We start from the raw sequence: 13,276 nt of genomic DNA, 5'->3' as shown, positions 1-13,276 counted from the left end.
GGCCGGCAGCCCTGAGGGACGGGGCCGCAGTCAGGCGCGCGAGGGCGAGGGCGCTGTCAGTCAGTCCTCGTAGCCCTCGGCCGCGCGCTTCTCCCTGAGCTCCTTGATCGCGCGACGGCGGGCCAGGCGGTGGGTGCGGCGGATCTGGGCCTCCTGGTAGCGGCGCTTGTCGCGTTCCGTCTCGGGGAACACCGGAGGCACCCGGCGCGGCTTGCCGTCCGCGTCGACCGCCGCGAAGACCAGATACGCGGAGCCGACCTGTGTCGCGGGCGTCGACTCGTTCCACCGCTCGGCCAGCACCCGTACGCCGACCTCCATCGAGGATCGTCCGGTCCAGTTGACCTGAGCCTTCACATGGACCAGGTCTCCGACGCGCACCGGCTCGAGGAAAACCATCTCGTCCATCGACGCGGTGACCGCGGGCCCGCCCGAGTGGCGGCCGGCGACCGCGCCCGCCGCGTCGTCCACCAGCTTCATGATCACGCCACCGTGCACGGTGCCGAGGAGGTTGGTGTCGCTACCGGTCATGATGTGACTGAGGGTGGTGCGCGAAGCCGATGTGGGCTTACCCGGAATATCGCCCTCCGGGGGCTGGGCCTGGTCTGTCATGTCCTCCACCCTATGCGGGGGTGTGCACGGCGAACGCATTGCATCAGGTTCGCAACAGGCCCGGTGCGATTTCTCACCCACCCTGTCAGCGGCCGCGCTCCGGCCTGCACACTGGTCCGCATGAATGATTGGCCCGAAGGATACGGACGCGGCAGCCGGGGCGCGGAGCCCGAGGGCGCTCGCGCGATGCGCCATGTGACGCGACGACCGATCCCGCAGCAGCAGTCGCAGGGGTACGACGTCGGTTACGACACCCCCTACGACAGCGGCTACAACACGGGCCAGGTCTACGGCGCTCCCTCCGGAAACGGTCACGGGGGCGGCCACGGCGGCGACGGTTACGGAGGCGGGTACCCGGCTCCCGGCCGCCCCGCGCCCAACTGGCGCAGACGCTTCAAGGTCGGGTCGGCCGTGTTGCTCGTCACGGTGCTCGGAGTCTCCATAGGCACCTACTTCTGGGCCGACTCCAAGATGCGCCGCGAGGTCGACCTCTCCAAGGTCATCGAGCGCCCCGAGGAAGGCAGCTGCACGACCTATCTGATCGTCGGCTCCGACAGCCGCGAGGGCATGACCGCCGATGACAAGAAGCGCCTGCACACCGGCTCCGCCGAGGGCAAGCGCACCGACTCGATGATGATCCTCGCGGCCTGCGGCAGCGGGAACACGATGGTTTCGCTGCCCCGCGACTCGGACGTGGAGATACCGACCTTCGTCGGCTCCGAATCCGGCAAGACGTTCAAGGGCACGGGCCGCCGGGTGAAGCTCAACGCGGCGTACGCGGAGGACGGCCCCGAACTGCTCGTCCGCACCGTCGAGTACAACACCGGCCTGCGGATCGACCACTACGCGGAGATCGGCTTCGCGGGCTTCGCCAACATCGTGGACTCCCTCGGCGGCGTCGAGATGGACATCCCGAAGGCCTTCAAGGACAAGAAGTCCGGCGCCGACTTCCAGGCCGGCAAGCAGACCCTCAACGGCGAGCAGGCCCTCGCCTTCGTCCGCACCCGCTACGCCTTCGCGGGCAGCGACCTGGACCGTACGAAGAACCAGCAGAAGTTCCTCTCGGCCCTCGCCAACCAGGCCGCGACTCCGGGCACGGTCCTCAATCCGTTCACGCTCTACCCGATGCTGGGCGCGGGACTGGACACCCTCCTCGTCGACAAGGACATGTCGCTGTTCGACCTCGGCGAGATGTTCTTCGCGATGAAGAGCGTCAACGGCGGCGACGGCAAGTCCATGAACATTCCGATCTCCGGCAGCCGCGGCGGCAACCTTGTCTGGGACAAGGACAAGGTCAAGCAGCTCGTGCAGCAGATCAAGAACGACGAGAAGGTCACGGTCACGTCTGACCGCTGAGCACTTCGGCGTACGAAAGGGGCCCCGCCGGTTGCGGGGCCCCTTTCTTCGTCAGCCGGCGAACGGGTTCGCGTGGCCGGGGAGTTGCTGTCCGGGCCGCAGGAAGCGCTGCCGCCCTCCCTCGTCCTGTACGGCGACGAACCCGGCGGCCCGGAGCCGCTGCGTGATTCGCTGCCTGCGCACCTCGCCGATCCTGACTCCGCCGATCAGGAGCGCCGCGAGTGCCGCACCGCCGGCCACGGCGGCGAGGTACATGCCGCACACGACCAGGGTGAGCACGACGGCGCCGACGCAGATCCACGCGAAGCCCATCCGACGCTTGTCCGCCGAGTTCGCCATGAGGTCGAAGGCGACCCGGTCCTTGAGGTGTGTCACGGCCTCCTGGGCCTCGGGAAGAGGCTTCAGGGTTCCCGGCCGCATGCCGGGCACGGCACCGCCACGGCCGGCCTCCGGGTACGCGGCGATGGTGGCGGCCTCGCGCGCACGGGCCTCCGGGCGCGGGTCGCGGTACATCCGTACCGCGATGAGCTGCTTGTCCTGGCCGGTACGGTGCGAGTCCGCGTACTCGAAGCCGTAGTGCTCGGCGACATGGGCCAGGGCGGCGACCCGCCCGGCGGCCATCTCGGGTCCCAGTTCGATGACGTCCTGGCTCGCCACCTGCTTGAGCATCCCTGATATCTGACGGTTCTCGAGCATGTTCCTACCACCCCACCCGCGTGCTGAAATCTGGCCGCCCGATCGCGGCAGCGCAGCCTAACCGGACCGGTAGGAAGGGTTCCGCTTGGGTCCCGCACAGCCGCGGAGCACATACGCGAACCCCCGGCGCCGAGGCGGGTGCCGGGGCGGGTGCCGGGGCGTGAAGGGCCCCGGGGCCGGCGCCGAGCAGGCCCGGGGCAGGTTACGCGGTTTCCTGTTCCGTCAACCGTGATCGCTTGACCCGCGCACCTCCCCCTCGGGAGCATCGAGCCACACGCGGGGTATTGGCAGCAGCACGCGAGAGGGGAACCAGGACCATGAAGGTCACCAAACTGGTCAGCACGTGCGACATCAAGGACTGCCCGACGATCTACGCGACGGATCGCGGCACCTTCCTGGTGCAGGGCGAGACTCCGGCCGATCACGGGCTTCAGATTCCCGCTCACGAAAACCTCGTCGAGATCCCTGTGGAACTGATCCAGAAGGCCATCCGTGACAACCTCATCTAGGACCCTCGGCGGCCTCTTCGACGCGTTCGAGCGTGAGGCGTTCCGGCTGGAAACCCTGGACGACTACAGCAAGTCCGGGAACGTCGACGCCTATCACGCGTTCCTGGCCGGGGAGCCACAGCCGGACGACTACAACGCGGGCTGGGTAGAAGAACTCCGCTCCTACGCCGAGAAGGGAAATCGGGTTTACCGGGTGCACATTCTGTCCCGCCCTCTCACTGACTATCTTAGGTTCGAACTCGGGTGGGGTTACCAGAAGAACATGACAGGGGGCGAGGAGTTCTTCATCCTCGACGTCACCGACAGACCCAACCCCCTGGAGAACGTTCCGGACTTCTGGTTCTTCGACTCCGAGTCCGTGGCTGTGATGAACTACGACGGAACCGGGAAGTACCTGGGATCGGAAGTGCTGCCGCCGGAACGAACGGCGGAGTTCACGCGGTACCGTGACGCGGCACTCTCGCACGCTGAACCGTTCACCGAATGGTGGGCCAAGTACGGGGCGTGAACAGAGCACAGCTTGGGGCCGCGCTGCGGGCGCTGCGAGTGGCATCCGGGAAGGAAGCCCCGCAGGTCGGCCGGTCTTGCCCGACCGCTCCACCGTCACAGCGATTTCCGGCAGTGCCCTCACCTCAGCAGGGCCGGCACCGAGTAAGGGAGTACCGCAGGCTGCGGTCTCCGCCTCGGGGAAGCCATGGCCGTCTCACGCGATCAGATCGACTTCAAGGCAGAGGTACTACGCGTCGATGTGGCCTGAGCAAGGCCATGGCTACGGCCCCCGGCGTGATGCCGGGGGCCGTAGCGTTTATGCAGCTCAGAGGTGGTTTCAGTCCCAGTGTCAGCCCAGGATTTCCCCAGCATGACGCCCAGGATCACCCCGGAACGGGCTCGAACAGGACCGGAACCCGAGCCGGCTTCCCTGACCAGGACACAGGGCCATTGACCTGCAATAACCCTGCTACGGCAGGTTGCGGGCCATCACGATCCGCTGGACCTGGTTCGTGCCTTCGTAGATCTGCGTGATCTTGGCGTCGCGCATCATGCGCTCGACCGGGTAGTCGCGGGTGTAGCCGTAGCCGCCGAGGAGCTGGACCGCGTCCGTGGTGACCTCCATGGCCACGTCGGAGGCGAAGCACTTGGCCGCGGCACCGAAGAAGGTGAGGTCGCCGTCCACGCGCTCCGACTTGGCGGCGGCCGAGTACGTCAGCTGGCGGGCGGCCTCCAGCTTCATGGCCATGTCGGCGAGCATGAACTGGATGCCCTGGAAGTCGGCGATGGCCTTGCCGAACTGCTTGCGCTCCTGGACGTAGCCCTTGGCGTAGTCGAGGGCGCCCTGGGCGACGCCGAGGGCCTGGGCCGCGATGGTGATGCGGGTGTGGTCCAGGGTCTTCATCGCGGTGGCGAAGCCGGTGCCCTCCGCGCCGATCATGCGGTCGGCGGGGATGCGGACGTTGTCGAGGTACACCTCGCGGGTCGGGGAGCCCTTGATTCCGAGCTTCTTCTCCGGGGCGCCGAAGGACACGCCCTCGTCACCCTTCTCGACCACGAAGGCCGAGATGCCCTTGGAGCGCTTCTCCGGGTCGGTGACGGCCATCACCGTGTAGTACTCGGAGACACCGGCGTTGGTGATCCAGCGCTTCACACCGTTGAGGATGTAGTGGTCACCGTCGCGGACGGCCTTGGTCTTCATACCCGCGGCGTCCGAACCCGCGTCCGGCTCGGAGAGGCAGTACGAGAACATCGCGTCGCCCTTGGCGAGCGGGCCCAGGTACTTCTTCTTCAGGTCCTCGGAGCCGGAGAGGATCACGGGGAGCGAGCCCAGCTTGTTCACGGCCGGGATCAGGGAGGAGGAGACGCAGACACGTGCGACCTCCTCGATGACGATCACGGTGGCGAGCGCGTCGGCGCCGGCGCCTCCGTACTCCTCCGGGACGTGCACGGCGTGCAGGTCGGAGGCGACCAGAGCGTCGAGCGCCTCCTGCGGGAAGCGGGCCTCCTCGTCGACCGCGGCCGCGAACGGCGCGATCTTCGCCTCGGCGAGCGAGCGGACCGTCTCGCGGAGCATGTCGTGCTCTTCGGACGGGCGGTACAGGTCGAAGTCAGGCACTGTGCTTATCTCCCTTGGCGCCAAGGTCGTCTCTCGCTCCCCGGCCGCTGCTAACTACCGTTAAGTAACACAAATTTTAGTGCGCCGCCCGTGAGCGGCATACGTGAGGTTGCCGACAGCGGAAAAATGCCCCGGCGCCGTCCCGACTATGCTCGGGCCCGCAGTCCTCCCGCACCCCTCAGGAGCAGCAACATGGCCGTCAAGATCACCGTGATCGGCACCGGGTATCTCGGCGCCACGCATGCCGCGGCCATGGCGGAGCTGGGCTTCGAGGTCCTCGGCCTCGATGTCGTACCCGAGAAGATCGAGATGCTGGCCGCGGGCCGGGTCCCGATGTACGAGCCGGGGCTCGAGGAGCTGCTGGCGAAGCATGTCGCCGGTATCGCGGGGGCGAGCGGGCGGCTGCGCTTCACGACGTCGTGGGACGAGCTCGAGGAGTTCGGCGGCGATGTGCACTTCGTCTGTGTGAACACTCCGCAGAAGCACGGCGAGTACGCCTGCGACATGTCGTACGTCGACGCCGCCTTCGACGCGCTGGCGCCGCGGGTGAGGAGCGGCGCGCTGGTCGTCGGCAAGTCGACCGTGCCGGTCGGGTCCGCGGACCGGCTCGCCGGGGTGCTCGCCGAGCGGGCGCAGGAGGGCGTGGAGCTGGCCTGGAACCCGGAGTTCCTGCGGGAGGGCTTCGCCGTGCGGGACACCCTGCATCCGGACCGGATCGTGGCGGGCGTGGCGAGCGAGCGCGCGGAGAAGATGCTGCGCGAGGTGTACGCGACGCCGATCGCGGAAGGGTCGCCGTTCGTGGTGACGGACTTCCCGACGGCGGAGCTGGTGAAGACCTCCGCGAACTCGTTCCTCGCGACGAAGATCTCCTTCATCAACGCGATGGCCGAGGTGTGCGAGGCCGCGGGCGGCGATGTGGCGAAGCTCGCGGAGGCGATCGGCCACGACGAGCGGATCGGTTCCAAGTTCCTGCGGGCAGGGATCGGCTTCGGCGGCGGCTGTCTGCCGAAGGACATCCGGGCGTTCATGGCCCGCGCCGGTGAGCTGGGCGCGGACCAGGCGCTGACGTTTCTGCGCGAGGTCGACTCGATCAACATGCGCCGCCGCGGGCACATGGTGGAGCTGGCACGGGAGGCCGTGGGCGGTGACTCCTTCCTGGGGAAGCGGGTCGCGGTGCTCGGTGCGACCTTCAAGCCGGACTCCGACGACGTACGGGACTCGCCGGCGCTGAACGTCGCCGGCCAGATCCACCTCCAGGGCGGCCAGGTCACGGTGTACGACCCGAAGGGCATGGACAACGCCCGTCGGCTCTTCCCGACGCTCGGCTACGCGGAGAGTGCGCTGGAGGCGGTGCGCGGCGCGGATGTGGTGCTGCATCTGACCGAGTGGCGGGAGTTCCGCGAGCTGGACCCCGCGTCGCTGGGCGACGTGGTGTCCCACCGCATACTGCTGGACGGACGGAACGCGCTGGACGCGGCACTGTGGCGCGAGGCCGGGTGGACGTACCGGGCCATGGGCCGTCCCCGCGCCTGATTCCCGCCGGCGCGGCAGGCACGGAGGGTAGGCAGGCGCCGGCGCCGGGCGCCGGTGGGCGTGCGCCTGAGCCGGCGTGTGCCTGAGCCGGCGTGGCTCAGCAGGCGCAGAGACAGAACGGGTGCCCGGCCGGGTCCGCGTAGACCCGCCAGGTGCGCGAGCGGTCCTCCGCGTCGAGCGGCTTCGCGCCGAGCGCCAGCACCTGGGCCTCGGCCTTGTCCAGGTCCTCGACGGTCAGGTCGAGGTGGAACTGCTGCGAGGCACCGGACGCGGGCCACTGCGGCGGTACGTGGCCGGGTGCCGCCTGGAAGGCCAGCGGCGCGCCCTCGCTCCCCTTGAGATCGACCCATTCGTCGCTCTGGGCCTCCACCCGCCCTCCCAGGAGCTCGGCGTAGAAGCCGGCGAGTGCGCGCGGGTCGGGACAGTCCAGAACGACGGCTCCCACGGTGGCGATGGCCATGGTGCTTCCTTTCGCATGCCTGCGGAGTTACCGGTGCTTTCGCTTAACCGGTAACGCGTTACCTCATGCTCCCGTATGAGAGGTAACGTCGCAACCATGAACGACAGGGCTCCTGCACCCGGGGGTCTCGCGCTGATCGAGTCCCTGGTCAACACGCTGAGCATCGAGTCCGGCGCCGACTCCCTCGACACGGCGGAGGGCCGTGCGGCGTTCGGCCTCGCGGAGGGCGACGTCGCCGCCGCGAGGGAACTGCGCGAGGCGCTGCGCGCCGCGTGTCTGGCACATGCAGGGCACCTCGCCCCGGGCGAGGTGGACACGCTGGACCGTCTGCTGTCGGCCGCGCCGCTGCTGGTCGGTGTGGACGGGGCGGGTACGGCGGAGCTCAGACCTGCCGACCCGGCTTCGCTGGTGTCACGCGTCGCGGCGGCCATCGCCACCGCGGCGGCCGAGGGGACATGGCTGCGGCTGAAGGCCTGTGAGGCGGAGGACTGCCACTGGGCCTACTACGACCGCAGCCCGGCGGGGCGCAGCCGCTGGTGCACGATGTCGGTCTGCGGGAGCCGCGCGAAGATGCGGGCGTACCGGGCGCGACGGGGGCAGTAGGGCGGGGCCGCTCCCGCGCGGAGGGTGTGTGGGCGGCGCCCGGGGTTCCACGTCCGTCACGTGGGGCCGTGTGTCCGTCCTCGAACGCCGGACGGGCCGAAGCGCGGCCCCCTGCCCTCCCGGCAACCCGGCAACCCGGCCGACGCGCCCACCGCGGTCCGACGGCGGGGCTGGACGGCGTCGGACCGGTCCGGAGACTCAGCCGGCGGCCGACGACTGGATCGTCGCGTTCGACGGCGCGCGGGTCGCGCGGAGCTCCGCCGCTACCGACTCCGCGTCCCGCAGCACCCGCACCGCGTTCTGCCACGTCAGCTTCGCCAGGTCCGCGGGCGACCAGCCGCGCCGCAGGAGTTCCGCGACCAGGTTCGGGTAGCCGGAGACGTCCTCGAGACCGGCCGGGGTGAAGGCCGTGCCGTCGAAGTCCCCGCCGATGCCGATGTGGTCGATGCCCGCCACGTCGCGCATGTGGTCCAGGTGGTCGGCGACCGTCGAGGCCGTCGCCATCGGGCGCGGGTTCGCCGCCTCGAACGCCCGCTGGACCTTCATGCCCGCCTCCGTCGTGTCCAGGGGGTGCAGCCCGTGCGCCTGCATGTTCTCGTCCGCGGTAAGGGTCCAGGCGACGGCCGCGGGCAGGATGAACTTCGGCACGAACGTGGCCATGGCCACGCCCCCGTTCGCCGGAAGCCGCTCCAGCACATCGTCCGGGATGTTCCGCGGGTGGTCGCAGATCGCCCGCGCCGACGAGTGGGAGAAGATCACCGGCGCCACGGACGTGTCCAGCGCGTCCCGCATCGTCGTCGCGGCGACGTGCGAGAGGTCGACCAGCATGCCGGTGCGGTTCATCTCCCGTACGACCTCGCGGCCGAACGGTGACAGGCCGCCGACGCGCGGCTCGTCGGTCGCCGAGTCCGCCCAGTCGTTGTTGTCGTTGTGCGTGAGCGTCATGTAGCGGACGCCCAGCGCGTACAGCGCACGCAGCGTGGCGAGCGAGTTGTTGATGGAGTGGCCGCCCTCCGCGCCCATGAGCGAGGCGATACGGCCCTCCTTGCGCACCGCTTCCATGTCGTCGGCCGTCAGGGCGCGCGCCAGGTCGGCCGGATAGCGGGCGAGCAGTTGGGCGACGGCGTCGATCTGCTCGAGCGTGGCGCTGACGGCCTCGTCGCCGGTGTAGTCGCTGCGGACGAACACGGACCAGAACTGCGCCCCGACCCCGCCGGCCCGCAGCCGGGGGATGTCGGTGTGCAGCCGGCCGGTCTGGTCGTCCGCGATGTCCAGGCGGCCGAGGTCGTAACGGACCTGCGCGCGCAGCGCCCACGGCAGATCGTTGTGGCCGTCGACGACAGGGTGGGACGCGAGCAGGGAGCGCGCCTGTGCGAGGAAGTCCACCGGTCGCCGCCTACTTCCCGAAACCGAAGGCCGCGGCGCCGTCGACCTTGGAGCGCAGCCGCTTGCCCTTCTCCGTCGCCTGGTCGTTCAGCTCCTGCTGGAAGTCCCGCATGCGCGTCAGCAGGTCCGGGTCCTGCGTCGCGAGGATCCGGGCGGCCAGCAGGCCCGCGTTCCGCGCGCCGCCCACCGACACCGTCGCCACCGGCACGCCCGCGGGCATCTGCACGATCGACAGCAGCGAGTCGATGCCGTCGAGGTACTTCAGCGGGACCGGGACTCCGATGACCGGCAACGGGGTGACCGACGCCAGCATGCCCGGCAGATGGGCCGCTCCGCCCGCCCCCGCGATGATCGCCTTCAGCCCGCGCCCGGCGGCCTGCTCGCCGTACGCGATCATCTCGCGCGGCATGCGGTGCGCGGAGACGACGTCGACCTCGTACGGGATCTCGAACTCGTCCAGGGCCTGCGCGGCGTTCTCCATGACGGGCCAGTCGGAGTCCGAGCCCATGACGATGCCGATGAGAGGTGCCGAATCGGGAGCGGTGGTCATTCGGTGATCGTTCCTCTGAGGTAGTCGGCTGCGTGACGGGCGCGCTCAAGCACGTCGTCGAGATCGTCGCCGTAGGTGTTGACGTGCCCCACCTTGCGGCCGGGCTTCACGTCCTTGCCATACATATGGATCTTCAGCTGTGGGTCCCGTGCCATGCAATGGAGATAGGCCGCGTACATGTCGGGGTAGTCCCCGCCGAGGACGTTCGCCATGACCGTCCACCTGGCACGGGGACGCGGATCGCCGAGCGGCAGGTCCAGTACGGCCCGTACATGGTTGGCGAACTGGGACGTCACCGCGCCGTCCTGGGTCCAGTGGCCGGAGTTGTGCGGGCGCATCGCCAGCTCGTTGACGAGGATCCGCCCGTCGGTGGTCTCGAACAGCTCGACCGCGAGGTGGCCGACGACCCCGAGCTCCTTGGCGATCCGCAGCGCCAGCTGCTGGGCCTGGCCCGCCAGCTCGCCGTCCAGGCCGGGCGCGGGGGCGATCACCGTGTCACAGACCCCGTCGACCTGCCGCGACTCCACGACGGGGTACGCGACGGCCTGACCGTGCGGGGAGCGGACGATGTTCGCCGCGAGCTCCCGGCGGTACTCGACCTTCTCCTCTGCGAGGACCGGGACGCCCGCGCGGAACGGCTCCGCGGCGTCCTCCTCGGACCGTACGAACCACACGCCCTTGCCGTCGTAGCCGCCGCGCACGGTCTTGAGGATGACCGGGAAACCGCCGACCTCGGCCGCGAAGGCCGCCGCGTCCGCCGGGTCGGAGACGATGCGGTGGCGGGGGCTGGGCGCGCCGATCTCGTCGAGTCTCGCGCGCATCACGCCCTTGTCCTGGGCGTGCACGAGCGCGTCGGGCCCCGGGCGGACGGGGATGCCTTCCGCCTCCAGGGCACGCAGGTGCTCGGTCGGCACGTGTTCGTGATCGAAGGTGATCACGTCGCAGCCGCGCGCGAAGTCACGCAGCGTGTCCAGGTCGCGATAGTCGCCGACGACGACCTCGCTGACCACCTGGGCCGCCGAGTCCTGCGGGGTGTCACTGAGGAGCTTGAATCTGATGCCGAGGGGAATGCCCGCCTCGTGGGTCATACGGGCGAGCTGGCCGCCGCCGACCATGCCGACTACCGGGAATGTCACCCTCTCAGGGTATCCGGAGCTCCGTACGGTCCTGTCCGGCGTGCGTTTTTGTGCGATGCCACAGTGCGAAGACACCTTTGCAGTTGTCCACAGGCAACTCACCGGGGTGCTGGTTAGAGTGGTCGCGTTGACTTACTCGACGGGACGGGGCCAGCGATCACCATGAGCGAACGGGGCGCACTGCGTGTGCGACTGGACCGGCTCACGCGCGAGGTCGCCAAGTTCGGTGCCGTCGGCGCCATGGGGCTGCTCGTCAATATGGCGGTCTTTAATGTGGTGCGGCACACCACCGACATCCCGGTGGTCCGTGCGAGCCTCCTGGCGACGTTCGTCGCGATCCTCTTCAACTATGTCGGCTTCCGCTACTTCACGTACCGGGACCGTGACAAGAGCGGCCGCACGAAGGAGTTGACGCTGTTCCTGCTGTTCAGTGCAGCCGGAGCGGTGATCGAGAACGGTGTTCTGTACACGGCGACCTACGGCTTCGACTGGGACAGCCCGCTGCAGAGCAACTTCTTCAAGTTCTTCGGGATCGGCGTCGCGACGCTGTTCCGCTTCTGGTCGTACCGCACCTGGGTGTTCCGTACGCTGCCCGCCCGTGAGGCGGTACAGACAGCCGAATCGTTCCTGGAGCAGCGGCGGGCCGAGCAGCCCGACCGGGTCGGCTCCTGACCCCGTTCAGCGGACCGGGCGCTCCTGCCCGTCCCTGACCGATTTCGCACCGTCGGCCTCCCTGCTCAGGAACAGCGCGAAGACCGGCGGCTGCTGCTGGAGCAGCTCCAGCCGGCCACCGTCCGCCTCCGCCAGATCGCGGGCCACGGCCAGCCCGATGCCCGTCGAGTTCCGGCCGCTGATCGTCCGCTCGAAGATCCGCGCGCCGAGATCGGTCGGTACGCCCGGCCCCTCGTCGGTCACCTCGATGACCGCCTGATTGCCGGTGACCCGGGTGCGCAGGGCCACCGTGCCCCCTCCGTGCATGAGCGAGTTCTCGATCAGCGCGGCCAGCACCTGGGCGACCGCGCCCGGTGTGCCGACGGCCCGCATGTCCTGCTTGCCGGAGCAGACGATCGCGCGGCCCGCGCTGCGATAGGCCGGGCGCCACTCCTCGATCTGCTGCTTGACGACCTCCTCGAGGTCGAAGGCGACGGCCGAGCCGGTGCGCGGGTCCCTGGCATTGGTGAGCAGCCGCTCCACCACGTCGGTGAGCCGCTCGACCTGGGTCAGGGCGATGATCGCCTCTTCCTTCACCGTCTCCGGGTCGTCGGTCGCGGAGATCTCCTCCAGCCGCATCGAGAGCGCGGTCAGCGGCGTACGGAGCTGATGGGAAGCGTCCGCCGCGAGCCGCCGCTCGGCGGTGAGCATCCGCGCGATGCGCTCCGCGCTGGAGTCGAGCACATCGGCGACCCGGTCGAGTTCCGGGACCCCGTACCGCCGGTGGCGCGGCCGGGGATCACCGGAGCCGAGGCGCTCCGCGGTCTCCGCGAGATCGGTCAGCGGCGAGGCGAGCCTGTTCGCCTGCCGTACGGCGAGGAGAACCGCGGCGACGACGGCGAGCAGCGCGACGGCGCCGATGATCAGCAGGGTGCGGCCGACCTCGCGGGTGACGGTGGAGCGGGACTCCTCGACGGTGACGCTCTCGCCCTGCTCCCCGGTGGTGGTGGAACGGATCACGTTGCCCGACGGCTGCTCGCCGATCTCGATCGGGGCGCGCCCCGGGATCCGGATCTCCGCGTGCCGCTGCGGCCCGACCTGCTGGGCGACCGCGTCGGCGTCGACGGTCTCCCGCTCGAGCACCTTGGACTCCACGACGCTGAGCAGGCGCAGCGCCTCGGAGTCCACGCTCTCCTGGGCGCTGTTGCTGATGGTGCGCGTCTCGACGATGACGAGGGAGACCCCGAAGACACCGATGACGACGAGCACCACGGCGAGGGTGGAACTGATGAGACGGCGGCGCACGGTGCCCTCCGGGCGGGGTTACGCGATGACGAGTGCCTTCGAGCGTACGGGGGCGGGCGACCCTGGGGGCGCCCCCACGGACTCAGGACATGCCCACCCTCGCAGCACGGTGCCCTCCGGGCGGGCGGACATGCGAGGCCTGCCGGCCCGGGCGTACGGGAGGGCGGAAACCACTCGCCTCACGGCACATGGCCCTGGCGGGCGGACGGACGCGCGCTGACCGCCGGACCGTCCGCGATCGGGCCACGAGTGCGGGCCGGCCCCCACGGCCCGGCCCGGCCCGCACGGCCCGGAGCGTCCGGGGGCGCGGCTGCAGTTCTCGGCCCTGCTCGGGGACACGGGAGGGCGAGGCCTCCAGAGGGCCCCAGCAGGCCC

General features: G+C 69.8%; 14 protein-coding genes. 6 read left to right on the top strand and 8 right to left on the bottom strand.

What is annotated here, in order from left to right; translation table 11 throughout:
- Nucleotides 1–60: 60 nt before the first annotated feature.
- Complete coding sequence (locus ACFU5O_RS30125) at nt 61–609, bottom strand: acyl-CoA thioesterase (RefSeq protein ID WP_384245292.1); 549 nt, start codon at nt 607–609, stop codon at nt 61–63.
- A gap of 120 nt (nt 610–729) precedes the next feature.
- Here ACFU5O_RS30125 and ACFU5O_RS30120 point away from each other — a divergent pair, with 120 nt between their 5' ends.
- A complete protein-coding gene (locus ACFU5O_RS30120; RefSeq protein WP_384245290.1) occupies nt 730–1,965 on the top strand; it encodes an LCP family protein in 1,236 nt (411 codons plus the stop codon).
- 51 nt (nt 1,966–2,016) lie between these two features.
- Here ACFU5O_RS30120 and ACFU5O_RS30115 read toward each other — a convergent pair whose 3' ends face one another.
- A complete protein-coding gene (locus ACFU5O_RS30115) occupies nt 2,017–2,661 on the bottom strand; it encodes a hypothetical protein (RefSeq protein ID WP_384245289.1) in 645 nt (214 codons plus the stop codon).
- 317 nt (nt 2,662–2,978) lie between these two features.
- Between ACFU5O_RS30115 and ACFU5O_RS30110 the strand changes: the two genes are divergently transcribed.
- Nucleotides 2,979–3,170 (top strand): hypothetical protein, encoded by a 192-nt coding sequence (locus tag ACFU5O_RS30110; RefSeq protein ID WP_384245288.1) that lies wholly within the window; start codon nt 2,979–2,981, stop codon nt 3,168–3,170.
- Nucleotides 3,154–3,678 carry a DUF6879 family protein gene (locus ACFU5O_RS30105; RefSeq protein ID WP_384245287.1) on the top strand — a complete coding sequence of 175 codons (525 nt, stop codon included), beginning with the start codon at nt 3,154–3,156 and terminating at the stop codon, nt 3,676–3,678. The genes ACFU5O_RS30110 and ACFU5O_RS30105 overlap by 17 nt, the downstream gene beginning before the upstream one ends.
- 450 nt (nt 3,679–4,128) lie before the next feature.
- Here ACFU5O_RS30105 and ACFU5O_RS30100 read toward each other — a convergent pair whose 3' ends face one another.
- Nucleotides 4,129–5,286, bottom strand: a complete 1,158-nt coding sequence (locus ACFU5O_RS30100; protein WP_384245334.1) for an acyl-CoA dehydrogenase — start codon at nt 5,284–5,286, stop codon at nt 4,129–4,131.
- A gap of 183 nt (nt 5,287–5,469) precedes the next feature.
- Here ACFU5O_RS30100 and ACFU5O_RS30095 point away from each other — a divergent pair, with 183 nt between their 5' ends.
- Nucleotides 5,470–6,810: a UDP-glucose dehydrogenase family protein gene (locus tag ACFU5O_RS30095; protein WP_384245285.1), complete on the top strand. Its 1,341-nt coding sequence runs from the start codon at nt 5,470–5,472 to the stop codon at nt 6,808–6,810.
- Nucleotides 6,811–6,907: 97 nt separating this feature from the next.
- On the opposite strand, the gene ACFU5O_RS30090 is transcribed toward ACFU5O_RS30095, so the two are convergent.
- Nucleotides 6,908–7,270, bottom strand: coding sequence for a VOC family protein (locus ACFU5O_RS30090; protein WP_384245284.1), 363 nt, complete (start codon nt 7,268–7,270; stop codon nt 6,908–6,910).
- 96 nt (nt 7,271–7,366) lie between these two features.
- Between ACFU5O_RS30090 and ACFU5O_RS30085 the strand changes: the two genes are divergently transcribed.
- On the top strand, nt 7,367–7,873 hold the full coding sequence (locus tag ACFU5O_RS30085) for a CGNR zinc finger domain-containing protein (protein ID WP_384245283.1): 507 nt from the start codon (nt 7,367–7,369) through the stop codon (nt 7,871–7,873).
- A gap of 198 nt (nt 7,874–8,071) precedes the next feature.
- On the opposite strand, the gene ACFU5O_RS30080 is transcribed toward ACFU5O_RS30085, so the two are convergent.
- Genes ACFU5O_RS30080 through ACFU5O_RS30070 form a run of 3 tightly spaced genes read right to left on the bottom strand, consistent with a single transcriptional unit; the run spans nt 8,072 to nt 11,002 of the window.
- The gene (locus tag ACFU5O_RS30080) at nt 8,072–9,259 is read right to left on the bottom strand and encodes a dipeptidase (RefSeq protein ID WP_384245282.1); all 1,188 of its coding nucleotides are present in this window, start codon (nt 9,257–9,259) and stop codon (nt 8,072–8,074) included.
- 10 nt (nt 9,260–9,269) lie between these two features.
- The gene (gene purE, locus ACFU5O_RS30075; protein WP_384245281.1) at nt 9,270–9,809 is read right to left on the bottom strand and encodes a 5-(carboxyamino)imidazole ribonucleotide mutase; all 540 of its coding nucleotides are present in this window, start codon (nt 9,807–9,809) and stop codon (nt 9,270–9,272) included.
- On the bottom strand, nt 9,806–11,002 hold the full coding sequence (locus ACFU5O_RS30070) for a 5-(carboxyamino)imidazole ribonucleotide synthase (protein WP_384245332.1): 1,197 nt from the start codon (nt 11,000–11,002) through the stop codon (nt 9,806–9,808). The genes purE and ACFU5O_RS30070 overlap by 4 nt, the downstream gene beginning before the upstream one ends.
- A 105-nt stretch (nt 11,003–11,107) precedes the next feature.
- Here ACFU5O_RS30070 and ACFU5O_RS30065 point away from each other — a divergent pair, with 105 nt between their 5' ends.
- Nucleotides 11,108–11,617, top strand: a complete 510-nt coding sequence (locus tag ACFU5O_RS30065; protein ID WP_384245279.1) for a GtrA family protein — start codon at nt 11,108–11,110, stop codon at nt 11,615–11,617.
- 6 nt (nt 11,618–11,623) lie between these two features.
- On the opposite strand, the gene ACFU5O_RS30060 is transcribed toward ACFU5O_RS30065, so the two are convergent.
- On the bottom strand, nt 11,624–12,901 hold the full coding sequence (locus ACFU5O_RS30060) for an ATP-binding protein (RefSeq protein WP_384245278.1): 1,278 nt from the start codon (nt 12,899–12,901) through the stop codon (nt 11,624–11,626).
- Nucleotides 12,902–13,276: the final 375 nt, after the last annotated feature.

It is taken from the genome of Streptomyces sp. NPDC057445 (assembly GCF_042802855.1).
Taxonomy (GTDB): Bacteria; Actinomycetota; Actinomycetes; order Streptomycetales; family Streptomycetaceae; genus Streptomyces.
Note: the sequence above shows the minus strand (reverse complement) of the source record. Positions and strands in the feature narration are given on the sequence as shown.